Genomic DNA, 26337 nt, shown 5'->3' on the forward strand with positions numbered 1-26337 from the left:
CATGACTTCCGCCGCCACCCTCAACGCAGATTCCCCCAGCCCTTGGAGCAACGCATCGACGTGCTCGTCGTGGGGGCCGGGCCGGTGGGCCTGTTCGCGGCGTTCCAGGCGGGCGTGCTCGGCATGTCGTGTGTGCTGGTGGATGCATTGGACCGGCCGGGCGGCCAATGCACGGAGCTGTACCCGGAAAAGCCCATCTACGACATCCCGGCGCTGGTGTCATGCACGGCGCAGGAACTTGTCGATCGACTGATGGCCCAGTGCGCGCCATTCAACTACCCCATTCTCTGCAACCGACGCGCTGAGACCGTCGAAACGCTGGAAACCGAGCACGGCCAGCGCTTTCGCGTCACGACAAGCGCCGGCGACGTGTTCGACTGCGCCGCCGTCCTGATTACGGCGGGCAACGGCGCGTTCACGCCACAACGCGTGGCCTTGCCTGAAGCGGCCGCGCTGGAAGGCCGCCATCTCCATTACGCCGTGCGCGACACCGCGCGCTTTGCGGGCAAGCGCGTCGTCATTGCCGGCGGCGGGGATTCCGCGCTCGACTGGGCACTCGCGTTGCGCAAGGTGGCCGCACGCGTGACGCTGGTCCATCGGCGAGAGGGCTTCCGCGCGGCCGATGCGAGCGTTGCAGAAATGCGCGCCGCCGTCGCCGCCGGCGAAATGGACTTTGTGCTCGGCATGCTTTCGCGCCTGGACAGCACGCCCGACGGTACACTCACCGGCGCAGCCATCCGTGGGCGCGACGGCGAAACCGTGCTGCCCTGCGATGAACTGATTGCGCTATATGGGCTGGTCTCCGAGCCGGGCCCTATTGCCAACTGGGGCGTGGAAATGCGCGCGGGCCGGATCACGGTGGAAACAACGGCGTACGAGACCTCGCGCCCAGGCGTGTTTGCCGCCGGCGATATCGCGCTGTATCCGAACAAGCAGAAGCTGATTCTGTCGGGCTTCCACGAGGTGGCGATGGCGCTGCGGCGGGCTTACCGCTACGCGAATCCGGACAAGACGCTCGTACATACGCACTCGAGCAACGATGCGGGGCTGCAGACAAAGCTGCATGTCACGGCGGAATAAGTTATCGCATGCGCGCACCGTCGCTCTACGAAACTGTGCTGGGCGCGCGATATGCGGAACTGGCGCCGGCCGTGCAGACATTCCACCGAATGACCGGCGCGGTATCCCTGCACGGCGAGGTCGAAACGGAACCGCCCGCGTCGCGCCTCGCACGCGTGCTTGCATGGTGCATTCGCACGCCGCGGACACCGACGCGTGGCCCGATCCGCATCTCGCTCAACGCTGGCGCCACGGAAGAAACCTGGACGCGCCATTTCCCGCGCCACACGATGCGCTCGACGCTATCCCTGCACAAGGGGCGCCTCACAGAGCGGCTCGGCGCGGTGCGTCTGTTCTTTGCGCTGGAGGCGAATCACGGTGTGTTGCAGATGCGCCTGAAAGGCTTGCGCTTTCTCGGCATCCCGTGCCCTGCCTGGCTGCGGCCTGCCGTGTTGGCCGAAGAGTCCGGTGACGGTGACCGCTTCCATTTCAACGTCCGCGCCAGCCTGCCGTTGCTCGGCGTGGTGGCGGCGTATCGAGGTTATCTGGATCTGGCGACGGCGGAGCGCGCATGATCGTCGTCTACGATGCGCATTGCCTGCTGTGCAGCGGCTCCATCCAGTTTCTGCTGCGACATGATCGACAAGGCGTGCTGCGTTTTGCCTCCATGCAAGGCGACACCGGGCGACGGCTGCTCGCGCAGGCCGGCGTAAATCCGGATGACGTCGATACCGTCCTGTTCGTGCGTGACGGCCAAGCGTGGCGGGAAAGCGCTGCCGTCTTGCGCATCCTGCATGTGCTCGGCTGGCCGTGGCGGTTGGCATGGATCGGTTGGTTGATCCCTGCGGCACTGCGCGACGCCGTTTACCGCCGCGTCGCGCGCAACCGCTATCGATGGTTTGGGCGGTCAGACACCTGCATCCTGCCGCCGTCCGGCACGGCACAGCGGTTTCTCGATTGAGCTTCCGCTCAACGCTGCATGCAGAACTCTTCGATCAGCGCGGCAACCTGCTCCGGCTGGTCGTGATGCAGCATGTGGCCCGCATCCGCAATGAGCACCTCACGGAAATCAGGAAACGCCGCAAAGCGCGTCTTGAATTCGGCCAGCGGCACGTCGCCTGCAATGGCTTTTAGTGTGGGCGAATCGACTGCCTCAACGTGCAGCACGGGCGCGGTAACACGGCGCCAGATTTCCATCACCTCATCCAACCGATACAGCTGCGGATTGATGATCTTGTGCGCCGGGTCGCCAAGGATTTCCCAGCGGCCTTCGGCATTCCGGCTCGACCAGTGTTGCGCCAGAAATGCCGCCTTGTCGGCCGGCAAACGCGGATTCGTTTTCTGGAGGCGCGCGGCGACGTCTTCGACGGTGGCGTAAGTGTTGAGACGCGGCTTGTCCTTCAGTTCATCGAGCCAGCGCGCATAGCGGCGCGGCGCCTGCGAGGCCTTCGACGCCGACATGCCGAAGCCTTCCAGGTCGACCACGCGCCGAACGCGCTCGGGCCGGATGCCCGCGTACAGGCACACCACGTTGGCGCCGAGGCTGTGCCCGACCAGCGTCACCTGCCCTCGGGCTGATAGTGATCGATGATGGCTTCAAGGTCGGCCACGTAGTCGGCAAACCAGTAGCTCTCGACGCCGGGGGCATCGGTGGGTCGGGCAGTCCGGCCGTAGCCGCGCCAGTCGGGGGCCACGATATGCCAGCGCTCGCGCAGCGCATCGACCAGAAACTGGAACGATGCAGACACATCCATCCAACCATGAAACAGGAAGAGGATGGGCGCCCCCGGCTCGCCCCATTCGCGGATGTGGTAGCGCAGGCCGCGCACGGGCTGATAGGTCGAGCGGGAGGCCTGACGTGCGGCAGGCTGTGTGGTGGAGTCCATGGTTTCCGTCACCGAATAGAAATCGAACGATCGTTCTTTTTCTGGCGATTATAGCGGCGGATGGACAAGCCCGTAGCGCTTAGAACGAGGCTTCCAGCGCGGCAATTTCGTCGTCGTCGAAACCGGCCTGACGCCGGGCTTCAAGGTTGAACGGCCCGCGCAGACGCGGCGCTCCGTATTGCTCGGCCAGCTTGCGATACGTCGGCACGGGGTCCAGCCCCGCGCGCTCGCAGAGCCAACGGTACCAGCGGTTGCCGACCGCTACGTGCCCAATCTCGTCCCGCAGGATGATGTCGAGGATGCCTGCAGCCGCCATGTCGCCAGCCTGCGCGAGCTTGGCCCGGATCGGCGGTGAAGCATCGAGCCCGCGCGCTCCAGCGTGCGCGGCACGAGCGCCATGCGCGCGAGCGGATCGGCGGCGGTTTTCTCCGTCATTTGCCAGAGGCCGTCGTGGGCGGGATGATCGCCGTAGCGGCAATCGAGCGTGGCCAGATGGGCGGCAAGCAGCGAAAAGTGCGTCGCCTCTTCTGCCGCCACGCGCGTCCAGTCTTCGTAGAAAGCCACCGGCATGCCAGCAAAACGCCACACGGCGTCGAGCGCAAGATTGATGGCGTTGAATTCAATATGCGCGAGCGCGTGGAGCAAAGCGCCGCGACCGCGTGGCGTATCGATCGCACGGCGACGCGGAACCTCAGCAGGCGGCACGAGCACCGGAGCGTCGGGCCGCCCGGGCACACCGCTTTCCGGTGCCGCAATGGCTTCATCAATGCCCCAGCGCGCGGCGTCGACGCTCTTGGCGCGCTCGCCCAGACGCAGCGTGGCGTCCACCTTGCTGGCCGGATCGGTGAGACAGAGCGCGGCAAGGGCAGCATGACGGAGCGTGTCAGCGGGCGTTTGGTGGCGAGGTTGCGGAGCGGTCATCAGCGTACAATTTGGACTTTCCGCCATTTTAATTCGACGCATCGGCCTGCCTTGCCCGGCAAGCTTGAAGACGCGCCCTTTTCCCCCACCTACGCAGATTCTGGAGACCGATCGCATGGCCCTCTACCAACTCGGCGATGTTGCACCGACCATTGACGCCAACGCCTATGTGGCCCCTGAAGCGACCGTCATCGGCCGCGTGGAGCTGAAAGCACGCGCAAGCGTGGCCCGGCGCCGTCATCCGTGGCGACAACGAGCCGATTACCGTGGGCGAGGCCAGCAACGTGCAGGAAGGCTCGGTGCTGCACACCGACCCGGGCTGCCCGCTGAACATCGGCGACCGTGTAACGATCGGCCACCAGGCCATGCTGCATGGCTGCACGATCGGCGAAGGCTCGCTGATCGGCATCCAGGCGGTGGTGCTCAATCGCGCGGTGATCGGCAAGAACTGCCTGGTGGGCGCGGGCGCGATCGTCACCGAAGGCAAGGTCTTCGAAGACGGCACACTCATTCTGGGCGCGCCTGCGAAGGCCGTGCGCAAACTGACGGAAGACGACATCGCCAAGATGCACCTGAACACCGAAACGTATGCGGTGCGCCAGGCGATGTACAAGCAGCAACTGAAACGGATCGATGGATGACTGACGAGCTGAAGAAATTTGTATTCGACGCCGCGCCCGTGCGCGGTGAACTGGTGCGCCTGGAAGGGACGTGGCAAGAGGTGCTGGGCCGCCGCCGCTACCCTGCCCCGGTCAGTACGCTGCTGGGCGAGATGATGGCCGCCGCCGCGTTGCTGTCGGCCAACCTGAAGTTCAACGGCGCGCTCGTCATGCAGCTGCATGGCGACGGCCCAGTGCACATGCTGGTCGTCGAGTGCAACTCCGACCTGTCGATGCGCGCCACGGCCAAGATTGCCGAAGGCGCTGAGATTGCCGACGACACCACGCTGGCCGCCATGGTCAATGTGCACGGCAACGGACGCTTCGCCATCACGCTCGATCCGCAAGACAAGCTGCCCGGCCAGCAGCCGTATCAGGGCATCGTGCCGCTGTCGGACGAAAACGGGCCACTCGCGAGCATCACCGAGGTGCTTGAGCACTACATGCAGAGCTCTGAGCAGCTTGACACGCGCCTGTGGCTGGCGGCTGACAACAAGGTCGCGTCGGGTATGCTGCTGCAGCGCTTGCCTTCGTATGGCGGTGCGATGGAAGGCCGCACGGGCCACGCGCCCGCGCAGGTCGGCGAGACCGGCCAGCTGCTTCACCAGGACGTGGAGGAGCAAGACCTCGACACGTGGGAACGCGTGTGCCAACTCGGCAAGACGCTGCGCCGTGACGAATTGCTCGAGCAGCCCATCGACACGCTGATCAAGCGGCTGTACTGGGAAGAAATGGAAGCCGCGGGCATCCGCATGTTCGAGCCGCAGAGCCCGCGTTTTCGCTGCTCGTGCTCTCGGCTGCGCGTGGGCTCCATGCTGCGCACGCTGGGTCAACCCGAGGTCGACAGCATTCTGGAAGAGCGTGGCAAGGTGGAAATCGACTGCGAATTCTGCGGCCAGCACTACAGCTTTGACGCCGTCGACTGTGCTCAGCTCTTCGCTCAGGAGACCGTCGCACAAGGTATCCAGAGCGCATCCGACCAGCGCCACTGAGCACGGCGACATAGTATGAAGTGCGCGTGGCGCGCGGCACTTATCGGTGCCGCCCACGCTCTAAATCGCCGGATCCGTCATCTGCCGCTTGCTGCGGAACGCACCATGCTCAAGCTCACTTCCTCGTCCTTGCCATCCCTGAATTTCGCTCGCGCGTTGGCACTGCCGATTGGTGCGGCACTGCTGGCTTCGGCCTGCGTCGCCGTGCCGCGTGGCCCGGGCGGCACACCCTACACCGCCCGGCTGCAGGACGATACGCAGGCTGCGCCACCGGTGGCGTTATCGGCGGAAGACCGCAAGAAGCTGGACGCGCTGAATGCGAAGGCGCTACGCGAATCCGATCAAGCCATCCGACGCGATGCCGAAGCGCGCGCCTATGCGACGACGCCGTACTACGCGCCGTATCCATACTACGGAGGCTATTCGGTGTACTACGGCAGCGGATGGCGCCACCGTGGCGGCTGGGGCGTCAGCTACGGCGCCCCCGTGTGGGGCTATCCGTACTACTGGTAAATCCGGGAATTTGTCTTCAAGACGAACGCGCATGCAGGGCGCGTGGCCCAGCGGACTCAGTGATGCAGCTGCTGTCCTGCCGGAGGAGGAGGCGGCGGCGGGGTTTCGCTGGTTTTCGGGGCCGGCGCGACGAACTGCACGAAGCCTTCGTCGTCCTTCACCATGCCCAGCTCATAGCGCGCGCGCTCTTCAATGGCGCCCGTGCCTTCCTTCAGATCCTTCACTTCGCCTTCAAGCTTGGCGTTGCGCTGCTTCAGTTCAGCGTTGCGCTGATTCTGCGCCGTCACCTGCTTCTGCATGTCCCACACGCAGCCAGCCGCCCTTGCCCAGCCAAAGCGGGTACTGGATGGCAAGCAGCAACAGCAGCAGGAACAGCGTAATCAGGCGCATAGAGGCAAGCGTTGGCGGTACTCGGGCCCCAAATACCATGCGACCGCCAGAGCGGCGGTCGCACAGTCATGCGGGGCAAAACTGCGAAGGATTATCGCAGGTTATAGAACGCCGACTTGCCCGGGTAGCTGGCGATATCACCGAGGTCTTCCTCGATGCGCAGCAGCTGGTTGTACTTGGCCATGCGATCCGAGCGCGACAGCGAACCGGTCTTGATCTGGCCGGCGTTCGTGCCAACAGCGATGTCGGCGATCGTGCTGTCTTCGGTTTCGCCCGAGCGGTGCGAGATCACGGCGGTGTAGCCGGCGCGCTTGGCCATCTCGATGGCGGCGAACGTCTCGGTCAGCGTGCCGATCTGGTTGATCTTGATGAGGATCGAGTTGGCGATGCCCTTCTCGATACCTTCCTTCAGGATCTTGGTGTTGGTGACGAACAGATCGTCGCCCACCAGCTGCACCTTCTTGCCGAGCTTCTCGGTCAGGGCCTTCCAGCCTGCCCAGTCGCTCTCGTGCATGCCGTCTTCGATCGACACGATCGGGAACTTGTCAGCCAGGTTCGCCAGGTAGTTGGCAAAGTCTTCCGACGACAGCTGCAGGCCCTCGCCTTCCAGGTGGTACTTGCCATCCTTGTAGAACTCGGACGCGGCGCAATCCAGCGCCAGCAGCACGTCTTCGCCAGCCTTGTAGCCGGCCTGCTCGATGGCCGACAGGATGGTGTTCAGGCACTCTTCGTTGCTGGCGAAGTTCGGTGCGAAACCGCCTTCGTCGCCCACGGCCGTGCTCATGCCCTTGTCAGCCAGGATCTTCTTCAGCGCGTGGAAGATCTCTGCGCCGCAGCGCAGGGCTTCACGGAAGCTCGACTGGCCGACCGGCATCACCATGAATTCCTGGATGTCCAGGCTGTTGTTGGCGTGCGCGCCGCCGTTGACGATGTTCATCATCGGCACCGGCATCTGCATGGCGCCCGAGCCGCCGAAGTAGCGGTACAGCGGCAGGCCGGCTTCCTCAGCAGCGGCCTTGGCGACGGCCATCGACACGGCCAGCATGGCGTTTGCGCCCAGGCGGCTCTTGTTCTCGGTGCCGTCCAGGTCGATCAGGGTGCGGTCCAGGAACGCCTGTTCCGATGCGTCCAGGCCCATGATGGCCTCGGAGATCTCGGTGTTGATGTGCTCGACGGCCTTGAGCACGCCCTTGCCCAGGTAGCGCGACTTGTCACCGTCACGCAGTTCGATGGCTTCGCGCGAGCCGGTGGATGCACCCGACGGCACCGCTGCACGGCCCATCACGCCCGATTCGAGCAGCACGTCGCATTCGACGGTGGGGTTGCCGCGCGAGTCCAGCACTTCGCGACCGATGATATCTACGATGGCACTCATGAAAATCCCTCTTGGTGTCTTAAAGCAGGTAATGCTACGAGGTCGACGGGCGGCTTAAACGCCTTCGACCACGATCATGTTCATGTGGGCAGCCTTGGCGCGCGCATTGCGGGCAGCGAGATATTCCTCGCTGTCGTAGAACGCCTTGGCAGCGTCGTAGCTCGGGAACTTGAGCACGACGATGCGGGTGGGGTTCCACTCGCCTTCCAGTTGCTCGGTCTTGCCGCCGCGCACCAGCGGCTCGGCGCCATGCGCTTGCATGGCCTTGGTCGACAGCGTCTTGTATTGCTCGTACTGCACGGGGTCTGTCACGTCCACGTACGCGAGGATGTAGCCAGCGGCCATGTGTCTCTCTCCGGAAGCCAAAACGAAAGCTGAACTGAGCGGAACCGAAAACGACAGCGGCGGCTGGTGTGGGCCGCCGATGGTCGGAAGAATCAGTCGAACTGATTTTCCAGGAAACCGCTGCGCTTGGTGAGCGCATCCAGTTCTTTCAGTACTGACAGCAAGTCTTTCATGCGGCGCAGCGGCACGGCATTCGGGCCATCTGATTTGGCGCATGCCGGATCGGGGTGCGTTTCCATGAAGACACCCGAAACCCCCACGGCGATGGCGGCACGGGCCAGCACCGGCACGAACTCGCGCTGACCGCCCGAGCTGGTGCCCTGGCCGCCCGGCAGCTGCACCGAATGCGTAGCGTCGAACACCACCGGCGCCCCGTCTCGCGCATGATCGCCAGCGAGCGCATGTCCGACACGAGATTGTTGTAACCGAACGAAGCGCCACGCTCGCAGGCCATGAAGTTGTCTTCCGGCAGGCCGGCATCGCGAGCCGCGTGACGCGCCTTGTCGATGACGTTCTTCATGTCGTGCGGCGCGAGAAACTGGCCCTTCTTGATGTTGACGGGCTTGCCGCTCTGCGCGCAAGCACGGATGAAATCGGTCTGGCGGCACAGGAACGCCGGCGTCTGCAGGACGTCCACGACCTCCGCTACCGGCTTAATCTCGTCGATCTCGTGGATGTCGGTCAGCACCGGCACGCCCACCTGGCGGCGCACTTCCGCCAGGATGCGCAGGCCCTCTTCCATGCCCAAGCCGCGGAACGAAGCGTCCGACGAGCGGTTGGCCTTGTCGAACGACGACTTGTAGATGAACGGAATGCCCAGCGCCCCGGTGATTTCCTTGAGCGTGCCGGCGGTGTCGATCGCCATCTGCTCGGATTCGATCACGCAAGTGCCGGCAATCAGGAAGAACGGTTTGTCGAGGCCGACTTCGAAATCGCAGAGTTTCATCGTATTTCCCGTGCGCCAGCGCGTTAGGCGACAGCGCGTTGCGCGGTCTGGTTGTGATGCGCCAGCGCGGCTTCCACGTAGGCCTTGAACAGCGGGTGGCCGTCACGCGGCGTCGAGGTGAATTCGGATGGAACTGCACGCCGACGAACCACGGGTGCATCGACGCCGGCAGTTCCATCATTTCCGGCAGGTTTTCCGACGGCGTACGGGCGGAGATGATCATCCCGGCCTTTTCCAGCTGCGGCACGTAGTGGTTGTTCACCTCGTAGCGATGGCGATGGCGTTCGTTGACTTCCGCACCGTAGATCGCTGCCGCCTTGGTGCCCGGCTGAACCGGCACGCGCTGCGAGCCCAGGCGCATGGTGCCGCCCATGTCGGAGTCGGCCGAGCGCTTTTCAACGCGGCCATCGCGGTCCAGCCATTCGGTGATGAGCGCGACCACCGGGTGTTCGGTCTCGTCGTTGAATTCCGTGCTGTTGGCGTCCTTCATGCCGGCCAGATGGCGCGCAAATTCAATCACGGCCAACTGCATCCCCAGGCAGATGCCAAGGTACGGCACGCCTTTTTCGCGCGCATATTGAATTGCGCGGATCTTGCCTTCCGTACCGCGCTTGCCAAAGCCGCCCGGCACCAGCACCGCGTCGAGCGTGTCCAGCACCTGCGTATGGCCCGATTCGAGCTCTTCCGAATCGATGTACTCGATATTGACGCGCGTCGAAGTGTGCAGGCCGGCGTGGCGCAGCGCTTCGATCAGCGACTTGTACGACTCGGTCAGGTCAACGTACTTGCCGACCATGCCGATGGTGATCTCGTGCTGCGGATTTTCCAGCGTGTGCACCATGTGCGCCCACACGGACAGGTCCGCCGGCGGCGCTTCGATGCGCAGCTCTTCGCAGATGATGCGATCCAGCCCCTGCTCGTTGAGCATCTGCGGGATCTTGTAGATGGTGTCGACATCCCACACCGAGATGACCGCGTCTTGCGGCATGTTGGCGAAGAGCGAAATCTTCGCGCGTTCATCGTCGGGAATCGGGCGGTCGGCGCGGCACAGCAGCGCGGTCGGCTGCACGCCGATTTCGCGCAGCTTCTGCACCGAGTGCTGGGTCGGCTTGGTCTTCAGCTCGCCGGCGCTGGCAATGAACGGCACCAGCGTCAGGTGCGCAAACGCCACCTGGTTGCGGCCCAGGCGCAGGCTCATCTGGCGAGCGGCCTCCAGGAACGGCAGCGATTCGATATCGCCCACCGTACCGCCGATTTCCACGATCGCCACATCGGCCTTGCCGTCGTGCGATGCAGCGGCGCCGCGCTCGATGAACGCCTGGATTTCGTTGGTGATATGCGGAATGACCTGCACCGTCTTGCCGAGATACTCGCCGCGACGCTCCTTGCGGATCACGGATTCGTAAATCTGGCCGGTGGTGAAGTTGTTCGCCTTGCGCATCTTGGCCGAGACGAAACGCTCGTAGTGGCCAAGATCGAGGTCGGTTTCTGCGCCGTCCTCGGTCACAAACACTTCGCCGTGCTGGAACGGGCTCATCGTGCCCGGGTCGACGTTGATGTAAGGATCGAGTTTGAGGAGGGTGACTTTGAGGCCGCGCGACTCAAGAATGGCCGCGAGCGAGGCGGCGGCGATGCCCTTGCCGAGTGAGGACACTACGCCACCGGTAACGAATACGAACTTGGTCATGACCTAGCTTGCCGGGAAAGCCGGATTATAGCAAAGGTCCCCCCTTCGATCCGTGACAGATCGGTGGAATTTGCCTTGAGGCCGCTTCACCTACGCGGCGTGCCGCATGGCGCCTGCGTTGGCGCGCATTTCGTTGATCAGCTCACGGATCAACCCGGCCGTTTCCAGTGGTTTTTCCATCGGATAGAGATGGCTGCCCTCGATCCAGCGCAGCCTGCTGCCGACGATGCGCCGCGTGGCACCCAGTCCGACCTGCCGGATCTCACGCGAACGCGTGCCCGCCACAAAACTGACCGGGAACGCCGTACCGCCGGCCACCTTGCGCCCCATGTTGGTCGGCAACGTCCGATAGATCTGGTATTCGATTTCGCGTGAGAAACGCAGTGTGCGTTCGTGGTCACGGCCGGTGGGCTCGGTACCGTGCTCAACGTAGTCGCGCAGCACGTCTTCATCCCAACGATCGAACTTCCGCTTGGCTTTGAAGTGGCTCCAGACGGCATCGCGATCGGGCCAGAGGTGACGCCGGTTCTTCGTCGCGGCGGCTGGCGACTGGCTTTCATCGATGTCCAGCCATTGCGCGACGCGCAGCAGCTTGGCCCGCCATCCCGCGATGATCGGCGAATCGAGCATCACGACGCCGCGCACGCGCTCGGGCCTGCGCAGCGCCGCCATCAGGCTCAGGAAACCACCGAGCGAATGCCCCACCAGCCAGACCGGCTCGGCCTGCCCATCGATTTCGGCGAGCAGCTCTTTCACCAGCCCCGGCCAGGAACGCGTGACCGGAAAACGCGGGTCATGCCCGAAGCGTTCCACGGCACGGATGTCGAATTCGTCACTCAGCACGCCCAGCATCTTGCGATACGTCCCCACGGGGAAGCCGTTGGCATGCGAAAAAAGCATCACATCGCGCATCGCAAGTCCCTCTTCCGTTCAACGCGACTTTTGCGTTCCGCCGGCCACGCGCTGCATCGTGGAGACCTGCTCCAGCACAGGGGCGGGCGCGCGTTCCGGCGCGGCGGGCGTGTCGGGCGCGGGCGGTGCAATGCGCACGGGGCCCACTTCTGCAGAAGGATGCCCCTCCCGGCGCAGCGGGTGCGACGGCGAAGTGCCGGTTTCCCAATCGGGATCGTCGATTTCGGCAAACACCTGGCGCAGACGCTTGCCCCAGGTGCCGCGAATCATCGCGAAATAGGGGTTCTCTTCATCGATGGCGACAAAGCGCGTCACGCGCAGGGAGTCAGCCTCGTAGACCAGCAGATCCAGCGGCAAACCCACGGAAATATTCGACTTCAGCGTCGAATCCATCGAGATCAGCGCGCATTTTGCGGCTTCATCCAACGGCAGCCCCGGACTGACGACGCGGTCGATGATGGGCTTGCCGTACTTCGCTTCGCCGATCTGGAAATAGCAGTTCTCGGGCGTGGCCTCAATGAAGTTTCCAGCCGCGTAGACGTTGAACAGGCGCGGCCGTTCTGCGCCGATTTGTCCGCCAAAGATGATGCTGACGTTGAAGTCGATCTTGGCCTTGGCCAGTGCCGCGGCATCGCGGTCGTAGACATCGCGCACGGCCTCGCCAACGATCGTGGCTGCCTCGAACATGTCACGCGCCGTCCAGAGCGAGCGGGGCTTGCCGCGCGCTTCGGTCAGCACCTGACGCACCGCCTGGCTGATGGCGAGATTGCCCGCCGTCAGCAGCACCATGACGCGATCGCCTTCGCGTTCGAAGACGGTCATCTTGCGAAACGTGGAAATCGCGTCCACGCCCGCATTGGTACGGGAGTCGGACAGGAACACAAGGCCTGCGTCCAGGCGCATGGCGACGCAATAAGTCATGGGCGAAGCAACAAACGGAAAAATCGGTCGGATGAGGGCATTCTAGCGCGCCGACCGGAACCCAACCGCGCGCTTGGAAGGGAAGCTCAGCTCACTCCGGCGTCGGCGGGCAGCGGTTCAATGGAGATGCTGACGTCGAGTGTCTCGGCACCTCCGCCCTGCCGCACGCCGCGAACCGGTGCGGCGGACTGATAGTCGCGGCCAACCGCCAAGCGGATGTGGCGCGCATCGGTAAAGCATTGGTGGGTGACGTCGATGCTGCACCACGTGTGCGATTCGGCATCGAGGCAGACGTCTGCCCAGGCGTGGCTGGCGAGGTCTTCTTCCCCCACCGCATGGAAATAGCCGCTGACATAGCGTGCCGGCACGCCGAGGGCCCGGCAGCATGCGACCATCACTTGTGCCTGGTCCTGGCATACGCCGGTGCCCAGGCCAAACGCCTCCGCAGCCGTCGTGCCGACGTGGGTGGTGTTCGGTTTGTAACGCACGCGCGTGGCAATGGCATGCGCCAGGCGCACTGCAGATTCTGCGTCGCCCGGCACCAGTGCGTGCTCGCGCGCAAAGGCGATCATCTCAGGCGGTGCGGAAGTCAGCGGCGTGGCGCTCAGGAAATACAGCGGCGAAACGCGATAGCGCCCTTCCCCGGGCGCATCGACAAACCGCTGGCTGCCCGGCGAGCCCGAAGGAAACGCCTCGACAATGCCGCGCGCGTCGATGATCACGTCTTCCGTACGATTGCCCAGCGTGAAGTGATGGACGACGTTGCCGAAACCGTCGGTGGCGCGCGTGAGGTTGCCGGGGGCGTGGATCTGCCAGCTGTCTACCTGCTGCAGCTCGCCGCTGCGAGGCGTCAGCCGCAACTCGTGCACGCTGTGGCGCAGCGGCTCGGCATAACGGTAGACCGTCGTATGTCGAATTTGGTATTTCACGATGACACGGGCGCCACGCGAAAGCGGCGCCCGATGTATGCACAATGTCCTGCACGTCACGCCACCTCGAGCGGCACCAGGAAATCCTGGCTGATGCCGTTGCCCAGGTCGCCGATCCGCTCCAGGAAGTTGGTCAGCCAGGCATGCAGGCCGACCGCAAAAATATCTTCGATGCGGGCGTACCGCAGGTCGGCGTGCAGTTTACCAGCGCGGCGCTCGGTCTCCGCCGATTGGCTGTTGCGCACGGTCGAAAGAATCGCAACGACCTCGTCCATGCTGGCCAGCAGCGAACGCGGCATGTCGCTGCGCAGAATCAGCAGCTCCGCCACGCGCGTCGGCGTGATGACGTTTCGATAGATCTTGCGGTAGACCTCGAAGCCCGACACGGAGCGCAGCGTGGCCGCCCAGTGATAGAAGTCGCCCTGCTCTGCAGCGGCTTCATCGCGCGTGGGCGTGGACTGGAATTTCACGTCAAGTAGCCGCGCCGTGTTATCGGCGCGCTCCAGAAACGTGCCCAGGCGCATGAAGTGGAACGCGTCGTCGGTCAACATGGTGCCGACCTGCACGCCGCGCGACAGATGCGAGCGGAACTTCACCCACTCGAAGAATTGCGACGGATCCTCGCGCAGCATGCCTTCGGCAATCAGGCGCTGCACGTCGAGCCACGTGGTGTTGATGGTTTCCCACACCTCGGTTGTGAGCGAGCCACGTACGGCTCGGGCGTTCTCGCGGGCGCCGCGCAGGCAGCTCATGATCGACGACGGGTTGGTCATGTCGCGCACCATGAAGTCAATCACGTCGTCGCGCGAAAGCAAGCCGTAGCGGTCGGCGAAAACTCGCGTGAGCTCGGAAATATCGAGCATCGCCCACCAGCCCTGCTCTGCCACTTCGGCCGATTGCGGCATCAGCGACGTCTGGTAGTTCACGTCGAGCATGCGGGCGGTGTTCTCGGCGCGTTCGGTGTAGCGTGCCATCCAGAAAAGGTGGTCTGCGGTGCGGCTGAGCATGGCGTTCCCTTCTACGTATTCGATATGCGATTGATCGACTGCCAGTTGCGACACAGCGCGAGCGCTCAGCGCTCCAGCACCCAGGTGTCCTTCGTGCCGCCGCCCTGCGACGAGTTCACCACCAGCGATCCAGCCCGCAACGCCACGCGCGTGAGACCGCCCGGCACCATGCGGACGTCCTTGCCGGACAGCACGAACGGCCGCAGATCGATGTGGCGCGGCGCGATACCGGCTTCCACATACGTCGGGCACGTCGACAGCGCCAAGGTTGGCTGGGCGATGTACTGATCGGGCGAGCCTTCACCACCTCGCGGAAAGCGGCAATCTCCTCCTGCGTGGCGGCCGGACCGACCAGCATGCCGTAGCCGCCCGCGCCGTGCGTCTCCTTGACCACCAGCTCGCCCATGTGGTCGAGCACGTATTGCAGGTCATCCGGCCGGCGGCACATGTACGTCGGCACGTTATTGAGGACCGGTTCCTCGCCGAGGTAGAAGCGGATCATGTCCGGCACATACGGATAGATCGACTTGTCGTCTGCCACGCCGGTGCCGATGGCATTGCAGATGGTCACGTTGCCCGCGCGATAAACGGACAGCAGCCCCGCGGCGCCCAACGAAGAATCCGGACGGAACACAAGCGGATCGAGGAAGTCGTCGTCCACACGGCGGTAGATGACGTCGATGCGCTGCGGACCCTGCGTCGTGCGCATGTAGAGATGGTCGTCCTGCACGAACAGATCGTGCCCCTCCACCAGCTCGACGCCCATCTGCTGCGCCAGGAACGCATGTTCGAAATACGCGGAGTTGTACATGCCGGGCGTGAGCACCACCACCGTCGGGTCGGCAATGTTCTGCGGCGAGACGCTGCGCAGCATGTCGAGCAGCATGTCGGGGTAATGCGCGACGGGCGCCACACGATTGCGTGCGAACAACTCCGGAAACAGCCGCATCATCATCTTGCGGTTTTCCAGCATGTACGACACACCGGAAGGCACGCGCAGGTTGTCTTCCAGCACGTAGAACTCGCCCTCGCCGGCGCGCACGATGTCAATGCCGGCCACGTGCGCATAGATGTCGCGCGGCACGTCCACGCCAAGCATGTCCGGGCGGTATTGGGCGTTGTTGTAGATCTGGTCGGGCGGGATGACACCGGCGCGAAGGATGTTCTGCTCGTGATAGATATCGTGCAGGAAGCGGTTCAGTGCATCGACGCGCTGCCGCAACCCGCTCGAGCTTCGCCCATTCGCTCGCCGGGAAGATGCGCGGAATGATGTCGAACGGGATCGTACGTTCGGTGCCGCTGTTCGATTCGTCCTTGTCGCCGTAGACGGCAAAGGTGATGCCGACGCGGCGGAAGATCAGGTCTGCCTCGGCGCGCTTGTTCTGCAGCGTTGTGGCGGATTGCGCGCCCAGCCATTCGGCGAAACGTCCGTAGTGGCTGCGAACCTCGCCCTGCTGGACGAGCGCTGCCGGGGCCGGTTCGGCGGCATGGGGGCTGCGGTCCCCGTCATGCCAGTTGAGCATTTCATCGTAGAACCGGACTGCCATGCTTTTCTCCCCTGACGGCGCCGCGCGATGTACGCGGCACGTGGTTTTTATAGCACAGCGGTTTTGCCCCCCACAATGGGGCCAACCCGTTGTGCCACCAAGTTTTCACGGCTGGGCGTCGAGGTCGCCAGTGGCCGTTGCCAGGGGTTCCACTTCCTGTGCGGAAGACCAGTACCGCGGACGCATGGTGCGCGCGGTCTGGATGTCCAGCACATCGCCGTCGGTCTGAATGACGACGGCACCGGTCTTGTCCGTGCGCAAACCGTCGATGTCGCGCGCTACGTAGCGCTGCCAAACCTGCGGATGCGGATGTCCGTACCGATTGCGGTAGCCGACCTGGAAAACCGCCACCTGCGGAGAAACCGCGTTCAGGAACGCGCCGCTGGAGCTTGTCTTGCTGCCGTGATGGGGCACAAGCAAGATGTCTGCCATCAGGGGCTCGGGCGCTTCGGCAGCGATGAGGGCGTTTTCCTGCGCGGCTTCGATATCACCGGTCAGCAAAGCGGCGTGGCGGCCATTGGCAATACGCAGTACGCAACTGCGGGCGTTGCTGGACACGCGCTCGCGTTGCGCCGGCAGGCGGCAGGGGTGCAGCACCTCAAAGACAACACCGTCCCAAGTCCATGCTTGCCCGGCCAAACAGTCGGCAAAGCGAATCCCGTTCTCGTCGGCCACGCCGCGCAAAGCATGCCCTGGAGGTAAAGACGCCAACATGGTGCGCACCGGCACCGCACCGATCACCGTTTCGGTGCCACCAGCGTGGTCGCTGTCTTCATGGCTGACAACAAGCGCGTCAAGCGCATCCACCCCATGGGCGCGCAGATAGGGCGTGATGACGCGCCCTGCGGCATCCGCGTGGTCGCTGTAGCGCGGGCCGGTATCGAACAAGAGGCGATGGTTAGCCGTTTCGACCAACGCCGCAGCGCCCTGGCCGATGTCGAACGCGACGAGCCGGAATTCGCCAGGCGATGGCAACGGCACGCGCGCCAGCACCAGGGGCAAGAGGAGCAAGGCACCCTGGGCGCGCCATGCCCAGGCGCGCATGCCGCCCGGCACCAGCAAAAGCGCCGCGCCAACCATCGACAGCAGCAACGCCCACATGGGCGCAACCGGCGCAACCCAGACTGACCAGCGCGGCGTCGCCAGCCATTCAAGCCAAACGACGAGCCAGCGGAAGCTCGCTTCGGCCAACATCAGCACGGGCTGCGCCAGTGGCTCCGGGAGCGCCGCCCCGATCAGCGCCAACGGCGTCGTCACAAAACTCACCGAGGGAATCGCCAGCCCATTGGCCGCCGTGGAAACCACCGAGGTCTGCTGGAACAAGAGCAAGGTCAACGGCAACAGGCCGAACGTGACGGCAAACTGGATCCGCGTAGCGCCCGCCATTGCCCTCCGGCTGCGCTCGATCCAACTATCTGTTTTGCCATCATTGGCCCGACCATCGAGCGCCATCTGGGCGGCGATGAAGATGATCGCCACCGCTCCGAACGACAGCCAGAACCCCGCCGACATGACCGCCCACGGATCCACCACCGCCACCACGGCCGCCGCCCAGCACAGCGAGAGGCTGGCCGGCACATTGCGATCCGTCAGCCGGGCGATGGCCACGGTAGACAACATCAGGAGCGTGCGCTGTGCCGGCACGCCCATCCCAGCGAGCAGGCAGTAGCCGAACGCTGCAAGCATGGCCGCGATGGCGCCCGCACGAGGGGCCGGCATGCGCAACGGCAATGGTGTGCGCAGCCAGCGCGCCAGCCCGAAAGACCGACGCCACAGCGCCATCCACAGCGCTGCGAACAACCCGGCAATCATCGTGATGTGCAACCCGGAAATACTGACGAGGTGGCTGATGCCGGTGCGGCGGAACAGCTCCCAGTCGTCGCGGGCGATGCCGCTCTGGTCGCCCACCACCAGGGCGACGATGACCGCCGCGTAGCCCGCATCGGGCAAGGCATCGAGGATGTGGCGTCGCACGCTGGCCCGCCAGCGCTCCACGCCAATCCCGAAACCAGTGCCCGCCCCATCCACCGCGATGTTCTGTGCGCGCTTGCCTGTCCGCACATAGCCGACCGCACGGATGTTGTCGGCGAGCATCGCGTATTCGCCGTCGAAGCCGCCCGGGTTGATCAGGCTGTGCGGGCGCTTCAGGCGCAGCGTCAGTTGCCAGCGTTGGCCGGGCTGCAGATCGGGGATGCCGGCACGTCGGTCTGGCTTTGCATCTTCCTCCCCACATTGCCCCACGTCCGTGCGCCATACCAGGACAGGCGCACGCGGGGCGGCACGGCATCACCCGCATTGCTGGATTCGATGTGGAAGAGAAAGCGCGTGGCGTCATCACCGGTCTGCGGCAGCTCGGCCACCACGCCGGTCGCGATGATGTCCTTGCCTTCCCACGCAGGACTGAGCGCGACGGCCAAGCGCTGCTGCGCGCGCCAATCGCTCCAACCAAAGCCCGCGGCAATGGTGCTGGCGACGAGCAACACAGGAAACAGCATCGGCAAACGCCGCGTGACACCGGCCAGCGACAGACAGAGCACCAGCACGCCAAGCGGCAGCCACACCGGCGGCAGCGTCGCCTGCATCTGCAATGCAACACAGCCGGCAACAAAGCCGATCAACCCGAGACGCATGTGCGGGCGTCAGGCTTGCAGGAGCGCTGCCAGGCGGGGAATGGCGTCGATGCTGTTGCGGCGCGCCTGGTCGGCCAGCGCGTCGATAGAGATGCCGCGCAGTTGCGCCATTGCGTCGGCAATGCGGGCGACTTCCGTGGGCGCATTGCGCACGGCGCCCTGCTCGCCAAACTGGTCGTCGGCAAGCCAGGCGGGGGCCAGGTCGGGCGCGTCGGTTTCCAGCACGATCGACTCGATCGGCATTTCCTGCGCCAGCCGGCGCACTCGGTGGGCGCGGGAGAAGGTGAAGACGCCGCCAAACCCGAGCTTGAAGCCGGAATCGACAAAGCGACGCGCCTGTTCCGAGCTGCCGTTGAACGCATGCGCAATGCCGCGCACGCCCGCCTTGGCGGCGGCGCTCCACACCTGATCCTGCGACTTGCGCACGTGCATCAGCACAGGCAGATCGAATTCGCGTGCGATACGCAATTGCGCGCGGAACACGGCGCTCTGCCGTTCAACGTCGTAATCGGGAATGAAGAAATCGAGACCGATTTCGCCCACGGCCACGAAACGCGGGTCGTCCATTGACGCAGCAACCTGGCGGCGCAGTTCCAGCAGGTCGTCGTCGCTGGCCTGCGCAGCGTAGATCGGATGGATGCCCAGCGCATAAGTGCAGCCGGCATGCCGATGTGCCAGCGCCCGCACCGTGTCGAAATTCCAGCGCGCCACCGCCGGCACGACGATGTGATTGACGCCCGTCGCACGCGCCTGTGCGACGACCGCATCACGGTCGGCATCAAAGTCGCTGGCATCGAGGTGGCAATGGGTGTCGATCCACATGGTCAGTTCGGCGTTGGGAAAGGCGGCAACGTACCGGAAAGCGAAGCGTTCTGGAATCCGCCTTTTCCGATCATGCCGCCCGGCTCAGCGCTCCTGGTGCAGATGGCCGTCGCGCAGGCGGAAGATGCGGTCGCAACGGCCGGCCAGTTCAATATCGTGCGTGACGATGACAAAGCTCGTGCCCAGCGTGCGTGTGAGTTCCAGCATCAGGTCAAACACTTCACCGGCGGTGTGATCGTCGAGATTGCCGGTGGGCTCATCCGCCAGCACGCAAGCCGGAGACCCGACGAGCGCGCGCGCAATCGCCACGCGCTGGCGCTCGCCGCCGGACAGCTCGCCCGGACGGTGTGCCGTGCGCGGGCCCAAACCCACACGTTCGAGCATCGCCTGTGCGGTGTGGCGCGCTTGCGCCTCTTCCACGCCCCGGATGCGCAGCGGCATCGCGACGTTGTCCAGCGCCGTGAATTCGGGCAGCAGATGGTGGAACTGATAGACGAAGCCGAGCGCCTGGTTGCGCAGCGTATTGCGCTCGCGCTCCTTCATGGCCGTGAACGGCTTGCCGAGCAGCGAAACGCGACCCGACGTCGGTTCATCCAGCCCGCCCAGCACATGCAGCAGCGTGCTTTTGCCCGAGCCCGACGCGCCGACGATGGCGACCTTCTCGCCCACGCCGATGCGGATGTCCACACCCTTGAGCACATCGACGTTCAGGCCGCCCTGGCGGAACGACTTGGACAGCCCTTCGGCTTGCACCACCACACCCTGCGGCGCCGCGGCCAGCGCTTCCATGGAAGTCATGACAGCCTCACTCATAGCGCAGTGCCTCCGCCGGATTCACGCGCGAGGCGTGCCAGCTTGGATACAGCGTCGCCACCGACGCGAGGATGAAGGAAATGACGCCGATGGTCGCAATGTCGTTCACGCGGGGGTCCGAGGGCAGTTCGCTGATGAAATAGATGTCACGCGGCAGGAATTGCACGTGGAAGAGACGCTCGATGAACGGCACGATCACGTCGATGTTGTAAGCGATGAGCGTGCCGAAGCCCACGCCCAGCAACGTGCCGATAAACCCGATCGCCACACCCTGCACGATGAAGATCTTCATGATCGACGCCGGCTGTGCGCCCATGGTGCGCAGGATGGCGATGTCGGCCTGCTTGTCCGTCACCGTCATCACGAGTGTCGACACCAGGTTGAACGCCGCCACGGCGATGATCAGCGTGAGGATGATGAACATCATCTTCTTTTCGGTCTTCACGGCGGCGAACCAGTTGCGGTTCTGGCGTGACCAATCGCGAATGTACAGCTCGCCGGACAACGTGCGCGACAGGGCTTCGGCCACCTGCGGGGCGCGGTCCATGTCGACCAGCTTCAGGCGCACGCCGGTCGGGCCATCGAGGCGGAACAGGCGTTCGGCGTCTTCCATGTTGACCAGCGCCAGCGAGCTGTCGAACTCGTAGTGGCCCGACTCGAAGATGCCCGTCACCGTGAACTGCTTCAGCCGCGGCAACACGCCCGCCGGGGTGATGGTGCCCTGCGGCGCCACCAGCGTGACCTTGTCCCCCTGATGCACGCCCAGGCCGTTGGCCAGCTGGCTCCCCAGGGCGATGCCGAATTCGCCGGGTTTCAGGTCGTCGATCGTGCCCGATTTGAAATCCTTGGCGATGTCCGACACCTTCGGCTCGTCCGCCGGCGACACCCGCGCAGCAGCACGCCGCGCACCGCCTCGTCGCGCGTGATCATGGCCTGCGCGCCCACGTAGGGCGCCGCGCCGATGACTTCCTTGTTCTGCATGGCCTCATTGGCGGTACGCTGCCAGTCCGGCAGACTGTTCGGCGCCATCACCTCGATATGCGCCAGCACCGAGAGCATGCGGTCCCGCACTTCCTTCTGGAAGCCGTTCATGACCGAAAGCACGATGATCAGCGCCGCCACCCCCAGCGCAATGCCGAGCATGGAGATGAGCGAAATGAAAGAGATGAAGCTGTTGCGGCTGGCGCGCTTGCTTGCGCGTGTATACCGCCAGCCGATCTGCCATTCGTATGGAAGTTTCAAAGGGGTTCCCCGTGGGTGTGATTTGTCCGGCTCACTGGCCGACGAGCCGGAAGTTTACAATCTCGGAGCCATGATTCCTGAACTCACCCTGATTGTCCCGTTTTGCGCGCCCGCTGCCGAGGTGGCCGACGACGCTTACCGTCAATTGACCTTGCCGGGCCTGGAAAGGTTGCTCGCACGTGCGCGCGAGGCCGAGCGCGAGCGCCACGACGACGCCTACCTGCCCACGCTGCCGCACGAGCGCTGGCTGGCCAAGCACGCCGGGCTGCCCATTTCTCCGCTGCCGTCCGCGCCGTACATGCGCCTGGCGGACGGCGGCATCGCCGACACGCGTACCTGGGCCTGCCTGCAGCCGGTCCACATCCATGCCGCCCGGGACCATCTGGTGATGCTCGACCCGGCCCAGCTCCGCCTGGAAGCCGCCGACGCCGACGCCCTGCGCGCCGCCATCGTCCCCCTGGTCGACGAGATGGCGATCACGCTCGACGCCACGCACGCCGCGCGTTGGTACGTTGCCGATTCGCCCTTTGGTGACCTCATTGCCGCCGCGCCGCAGCGCGCTACCGGCCACAACATCGACATCTGGATGCACAAAGGCGAGCAGGAGCGCGCTTGGCGCAAGTTCCAGAACGAGATCCAGATGACGTGGTACGACCACCCCGTCAATCAGGCACGCGAGGCGCGCGGCCTGCTGCCGGTCAACTCGGTCTGGCTATTCGGCCAGGGCGCGCTGGTCGATACCCGCCCCATTGCCGAGCGCATGATCGGCGCTGATCCGTTCTTCGCCGGCTTATGCCACGCCGGCAACGCCACCGAGCTGTGCGCCGAAACGCTGGCCGCGGTGCCGTTCGACGACACAAGCGCCGCCGCGCTGCTGGGCGACGCCGGCAAGCCCTATCTTTCCGCCGACTGGTACGACTGGATCGAAACCCTGCGCGCCTACGATCGCGACTGGTTTTCCCCGCCGCCGATGCGCTGGCCGACGGCCGCATCGACGCCGTCTCGCTCGTGCTGACCGGCGACTCGCATTACGCCCACTACCGCGTCACGCGTCGCGAACTCGCCAATGGCCCGTTCGGGTGGCTGCGCCGCTTGAGCCATCCACTGAGTCGCCCCCGCACCTTGCGCGACGCGCTGTCCCCGCTTTCCATGGCCGCTTGAGCCTGCCTGAGCCCGCCTGAGCCCGATTCCGCATGACCCGCATCGCTGTCCGTTCGCATTCCCCTGACGCCGCCACCACGTTGGCCGGCCACGGCATCCATCCCGTCCTCGCGCGCATCCTCGCCGCCCGCGGTGTCGCGCGGCCCGACGAACTGTCGACCGAGCTGACCGACCTGCTGCCGCCCGCGCAACTCAAGGGCATTGACGACGCGGCGTGCTACCTGGCCGACGCCATCGCCGCCAAGAAGCGCCTGCTGATCATTGCCGACTACGACTGCGACGGCGCCACCGCCTGCGCCGTGGGCGTGCGCGGCTTGCGCATGCTCGGCGCACAGGTCAGCTACATCGTCCCCAACCGCTTCGAGTACGGCTACGGCCTGTCGCCGGAAATCGTGGCACTCGCCGCGCGCGAGAAGCCGGACGTGCTGGTCACCGTGGACAACGGCATCGCCGACGTGGCGGGCGTGGCGGCCGCCAACGCGCTGGGTATCGACGTGGTCGTGACGGACCACCACATGCCTGGCGCGCAGTTGCCCGAGGCGCGCGTGATCGTCAACCCGAACCAGCCGGGCTGCGGCTTCCCGAGCAAGAATCTGGCGGGTGTCGGCGTGATGTTCTACGTACTGCTGGCGCTGCGGGCGGAGCTGCGCAAGCGCGGTGTGTTCACGCCGCAGGATCAGCCGCGCCTTGACACGCTGCTCGACCTGGTGGCACTCGGCACCGTGGCCGACGTGGTCAAGCTCGACGCCAACAACCGTCTGCTGGTCGCACAGGGCCTCAAGCGCATGCGCGCCGGGCGGATGTGCCCGGGCATCGCCGCGCTGTTCCGCGTGGCCGGCCGCGAAGCAAGCCGCGCGTCGACGTTCGACCTCGGCTTCGGACTCGGCCCGCGCCTGAACGCCGCTGGCCGCCTGGCCGACATGTCCCTCGGCATCGAATGCCTGCTCACCGACGACTACGACCGCGCCATGTCGATCGCCGCCGAACTCGACGGCATGAACCGCGAGCGCCGGGAGATCGAAGCCGGCATGCAGCAGGAAGCCCTCGCCATCCTCGACAGCATGAACGCCCTCGACGGCTCCGGCCGCCACACCATCGCGGTCTACAACGAGACGTGGCACCAGGGCGTGATCGGCATCGTCGCGTCGCGTATCAAGGACAAGTTTCACCGCCCGGTCTTCACCTTCGCGCCCGGCGACGATGGCGTCATCAAGGGCTCGGGCCGCTCGATTCCCGGCTTCCACCTGCGCGATGCGCTGGACGCCGTTCACAAGCGCAGCCCAGGGCTGATCGTCAAGTTTGGCGGCCACGCCATGGCGGCAGGGCTCACGCTGCGCGAAGACGGCTTCGATACATTCGTCGCCACCTTCGAAGCCGTCGGCCGCGAATGGCTGACCGAAGCCCTGCTCTCGCGCGTGCTCGAAACCGATGGCGAAGCCGACCCCGAATGCTTCACGCCGCAGTTCGTCGAGCTGCTCGAAACCCAGGTCTGGGGTCAGGGCTTTCCGGCGCCGAGCTTCTGCGGGGAGTTCGATGTGCTGTCGCAGGCCGTGCTGAAAGACAAGCACCTGAAGCTCAAGCTTGGCCGCGGCAAGCAGCATTTCGATGCGATCTGGTTCAATCACGCGGAGCCGCTGGGCGCCTCGGCCTATGTGGCCTACCGGCTCGACAACAACACCTTCAACGGCATCACGCGCGTGCAGATGGTGATCGAGCATGCGCAATAGCGGATTGGACAAACCTTGCGCCAGCGCATAAACACATGCCAAAACTGTCTGACAGCACACCCATGGCGCAGCAGCCGGGGGCGGCCGGTGCGTTACAATGCGGGATTGCCGGCAAGGAAACGCACAAGCATCCGTGACCGCGCCCCCACGAATTCCTAGCATCAACTTCCAAGCGAAATGACTCACGTCGTTACCGAAAGCTGTGTCCGCTGCAAGTACACCGACTGCGTGGACGTCTGCCCCGTCGACTGCTTCCGTGAAGGCCCGAACTTCCTGACGATTGATCCGGATGAATGCATCGACTGCGCCGTCTGCGTGGCCGAATGCCCGGTCAACGCCATCTACGCCGAAGAAGACGTGCCCGCCGATCAGCAGAAGTGGATCGCCATCAATGCAGAGCTGGCGCAAGCCGGCTGGCCGTCCATCACCAAGACCAAGCAACCCTTGCCCGACGCGGACGATTGGAAGGACGTGAAGGACAAGGAACAGTACCTCGACCGCGGCTGAACGCGTTGAGCGAACTTGCCCGACACACTTTTTGTCGTGCATCGCAAAAAAGGTGTTGACGGGCAGATCGGAAACTAGCTAGAATTCATTTCTTCGCTGCTACAGCGATTCCCCGATAGCTCAGTCGGTAGAGCGCCGGACTGTTAATCCGTAGGTCCCTGGTTCGAGCCCAGGTCGGGGAGCCAAAATAACAAAACGCCTCGCTTCGTGCGGGGCGTTTTCATTTGTGGCATCGGTGTCGTGTATTGTTTCGCACCCGCCCCAAGCCCGAGTGGTGAAATTGGTAGACACCGCGGACTTAAAATCCGCTGCGCCCTAATCGGCGCGTGCCGGTTCGATCCCGGCCTCGGGCACCAAATCCTCTCTTCGCCTCTTCCCCTCTTCCGCTTGAGCGCCTTACGTCGCGCAGCACCCGTGCGTCTTCGGTGCGTCTTCATATTCGTCGTGACGGCGCACCCATGACATCGGGCCGGTCTCGTTGCGGCCGAGCGGCGCGCGATCGAGCAGAAGCAGCGCACCCACCATGTCTTCCAAGCCGCGCGCATACGTCGAATACGTGTGGAAGACGTTGCCGTCCGCGTCCTTGTAGAACGCGCTCATCCCAGGCAGTTCGTCGTGGGCTTGTTCACGGGGCGTGGCCGTGTAGTTGTAGTCGACCGAGCCGCTGGCGAGTTCGTCTTGCGAGAAGCTCACGCGATAGTCGTGGTTGAACGTCGTGCCGAACGACGACACCCACGGGAATTGCCAGCCCATGCGCTTCTTGTACGCCGCGATTTTGTCCATCGGCGCGCGCGACACGGCGACGAATGTCACGTCATGGTGGTTCAGATGCGGCAGCATCCCGCTGACATGGTCGGAGAAGAAGGAGCATCCGGGGCAGCCCGCATCCCAGTCGGGGCCGAACATGAAGTGGTAGATCATCAACTGGCTGCGGCCGTCGAACAGCTCGCCAAGCGTCTTCCTACCTTCCGGCGACGCGAACACGTATTCCGTATCGACCTTGACCCACGGCAGCGCCTGACGCTCGGCATTGATGGCGTCGCGCAGATGGATGGCCTCTTTCTCGCGGGCCAGCAGCGCCCGGCGTTGGATGAGCCATTCATCTCTTGAGACTACGGGATGCGCTTGCATGGTCGCCCCTTTGTCGAAGACACGGGACTTCATACTAGGCGGCCGCGCACGAATGAAAAGCCGCGGCGCACAAGTCGGCAATCGGATGCGACTTGCACGCCATGGAGGCGAACTTGCCGCCCCGCTCACCGCTTCGGAGGCCTGATCAACCTACCAGCCAACGCACGCCCACATTGATGAGCGCGCCGCCGCCCACCAACCCAATCCACAACACT

Annotated in this window: 15 protein-coding genes, 2 tRNA genes and 11 pseudogenes; 11 read left to right on the forward strand and 17 right to left on the reverse strand. The window is 64.6% G+C overall.

From position 1 onward, the window contains the following. Position 1: 1 nt before the first annotated feature. From OWR21_RS04125 to OWR21_RS04135, 3 genes and pseudogenes are all read left to right on the forward strand, one after another. A pseudogene (locus OWR21_RS04125) lies at positions 2-1080 on the forward strand (NAD(P)/FAD-dependent oxidoreductase). An 8-nt stretch (positions 1081-1088) separates the two neighbouring features. After that, positions 1089-1634, forward strand: coding sequence for a DUF4166 domain-containing protein (locus tag OWR21_RS04130; RefSeq protein ID WP_332394649.1), 546 nt, complete (start codon positions 1089-1091; stop codon positions 1632-1634). Continuing rightward, a complete protein-coding gene (locus OWR21_RS04135) occupies positions 1631-2020 on the forward strand; it encodes a thiol-disulfide oxidoreductase DCC family protein (protein ID WP_332394650.1) in 390 nt (129 codons plus the stop codon). The genes OWR21_RS04130 and OWR21_RS04135 overlap by 4 nt, the downstream gene beginning before the upstream one ends. 8 nt (positions 2021-2028) lie before the next feature. Here OWR21_RS04135 and OWR21_RS04140 read toward each other — a convergent pair. Both OWR21_RS04140 and OWR21_RS04145 read right to left on the reverse strand, forming a co-directional pair. Further along, positions 2029-2945: pseudogene (locus OWR21_RS04140) on the reverse strand (alpha/beta fold hydrolase). Positions 2946-3024: 79 nt separating this feature from the next. Then, positions 3025-3893 (reverse strand): annotated as a pseudogene (locus tag OWR21_RS04145) (ferritin-like domain-containing protein). 88 nt (positions 3894-3981) lie between these two features. On the opposite strand from OWR21_RS04145, the pseudogene OWR21_RS04150 reads away from it, so the two are divergent. The 3 genes and pseudogenes from OWR21_RS04150 to OWR21_RS04160 all read left to right on the forward strand — a co-directional run bounded on the left by OWR21_RS04150 (position 3982) and on the right by OWR21_RS04160 (position 6030). Beyond that, positions 3982-4507 (forward strand): annotated as a pseudogene (locus OWR21_RS04150) (gamma carbonic anhydrase family protein). Continuing rightward, complete coding sequence (gene hslO / locus OWR21_RS04155) at positions 4504-5517, forward strand: Hsp33 family molecular chaperone HslO (RefSeq protein WP_332394651.1); 1014 nt, start codon at positions 4504-4506, stop codon at positions 5515-5517. The pseudogene OWR21_RS04150 and the gene hslO overlap by 4 nt, the downstream one beginning before the upstream one ends. A gap of 105 nt (positions 5518-5622) precedes the next feature. Beyond that, a complete protein-coding gene (locus OWR21_RS04160; RefSeq protein WP_316901627.1) occupies positions 5623-6030 on the forward strand; it encodes a hypothetical protein in 408 nt (135 codons plus the stop codon). Between the two features lie 56 nt (positions 6031-6086). Here OWR21_RS04160 and ftsB read toward each other — a convergent pair. The 14 genes and pseudogenes from ftsB to OWR21_RS04230 all read right to left on the reverse strand — a co-directional run bounded on the left by ftsB (position 6087) and on the right by OWR21_RS04230 (position 21596). Next, positions 6087-6420: pseudogene (ftsB, locus tag OWR21_RS04165) on the reverse strand (cell division protein FtsB). A 91-nt stretch (positions 6421-6511) separates the two neighbouring features. After that, positions 6512-7795 (reverse strand): phosphopyruvate hydratase, encoded by a 1284-nt coding sequence (gene eno, locus OWR21_RS04170; RefSeq protein ID WP_009238483.1) that lies wholly within the window; start codon positions 7793-7795, stop codon positions 6512-6514. Between the two features lie 54 nt (positions 7796-7849). Next, entirely contained in the window at positions 7850-8140 is a 291-nt protein-coding gene (locus tag OWR21_RS04175; RefSeq protein WP_027677706.1) for a DUF1330 domain-containing protein, read from the reverse strand. Between the two features lie 92 nt (positions 8141-8232). Next, positions 8233-9086: pseudogene (kdsA, locus tag OWR21_RS04180) on the reverse strand (3-deoxy-8-phosphooctulonate synthase). Positions 9087-9109: 23 nt separating this feature from the next. Further along, a pseudogene (locus OWR21_RS04185) lies at positions 9110-10773 on the reverse strand (CTP synthase). A gap of 90 nt (positions 10774-10863) precedes the next feature. Continuing rightward, complete coding sequence (locus tag OWR21_RS04190) at positions 10864-11685, reverse strand: alpha/beta fold hydrolase (RefSeq protein ID WP_147213606.1); 822 nt, start codon at positions 11683-11685, stop codon at positions 10864-10866. Between the two features lie 18 nt (positions 11686-11703). After that, entirely contained in the window at positions 11704-12606 is a 903-nt protein-coding gene (locus OWR21_RS04195; protein WP_316888013.1) for a peptidase, read from the reverse strand. Between the two features lie 86 nt (positions 12607-12692). Beyond that, positions 12693-13535 (reverse strand): transglutaminase family protein, encoded by an 843-nt coding sequence (locus OWR21_RS04200; RefSeq protein WP_147213604.1) that lies wholly within the window; start codon positions 13533-13535, stop codon positions 12693-12695. Between the two features lie 56 nt (positions 13536-13591). Beyond that, complete coding sequence (locus OWR21_RS04205; protein ID WP_147213603.1) at positions 13592-14542, reverse strand: alpha-E domain-containing protein; 951 nt, start codon at positions 14540-14542, stop codon at positions 13592-13594. 65 nt (positions 14543-14607) lie between these two features. Further along, positions 14608-16089: pseudogene (locus OWR21_RS04210) on the reverse strand (circularly permuted type 2 ATP-grasp protein). 105 nt (positions 16090-16194) lie between these two features. Further along, a pseudogene (locus OWR21_RS04215) lies at positions 16195-18719 on the reverse strand (DNA internalization-related competence protein ComEC/Rec2). Positions 18720-18728: 9 nt separating this feature from the next. Continuing rightward, positions 18729-19541, reverse strand: a complete 813-nt coding sequence (locus OWR21_RS04220; protein WP_316901621.1) for a TatD family hydrolase — start codon at positions 19539-19541, stop codon at positions 18729-18731. An 84-nt stretch (positions 19542-19625) separates the two neighbouring features. Then, a complete protein-coding gene (lolD, locus tag OWR21_RS04225; RefSeq protein ID WP_332394652.1) occupies positions 19626-20354 on the reverse strand; it encodes a lipoprotein-releasing ABC transporter ATP-binding protein LolD in 729 nt (242 codons plus the stop codon). Then, positions 20347-21596, reverse strand: a pseudogene (locus tag OWR21_RS04230) (lipoprotein-releasing ABC transporter permease subunit). Before OWR21_RS04230 ends, lolD begins: the two are co-directional and overlap by 8 nt. A gap of 70 nt (positions 21597-21666) precedes the next feature. Here OWR21_RS04230 and OWR21_RS04235 point away from each other — a divergent pair. From OWR21_RS04235 to OWR21_RS04255, 5 genes and pseudogenes are all read left to right on the forward strand, one after another. Then, a pseudogene (locus OWR21_RS04235) lies at positions 21667-22757 on the forward strand (hypothetical protein). 32 nt (positions 22758-22789) lie between these two features. Further along, entirely contained in the window at positions 22790-24484 is a 1695-nt protein-coding gene (gene recJ, locus OWR21_RS04240; protein ID WP_316888029.1) for a single-stranded-DNA-specific exonuclease RecJ, read from the forward strand. A 177-nt stretch (positions 24485-24661) separates the two neighbouring features. Next, on the forward strand, positions 24662-24991 hold the full coding sequence (gene fdxA / locus OWR21_RS04245; RefSeq protein ID WP_009238498.1) for a ferredoxin FdxA: 330 nt from the start codon (positions 24662-24664) through the stop codon (positions 24989-24991). A gap of 109 nt (positions 24992-25100) precedes the next feature. Then, positions 25101-25176, forward strand: a tRNA-Asn gene (locus OWR21_RS04250). Between the two features lie 80 nt (positions 25177-25256). Then, positions 25257-25347, forward strand: a tRNA-Leu gene (locus OWR21_RS04255). 40 nt (positions 25348-25387) lie between these two features. Here OWR21_RS04255 and OWR21_RS04260 read toward each other — a convergent pair. Next, positions 25388-26122, reverse strand: a complete 735-nt coding sequence (locus tag OWR21_RS04260) for a DUF899 domain-containing protein (protein ID WP_316901619.1) — start codon at positions 26120-26122, stop codon at positions 25388-25390. Positions 26123-26337 lie beyond the last annotated feature (215 nt).

It is taken from the genome of Ralstonia sp. 1B3 (assembly GCF_036631435.1).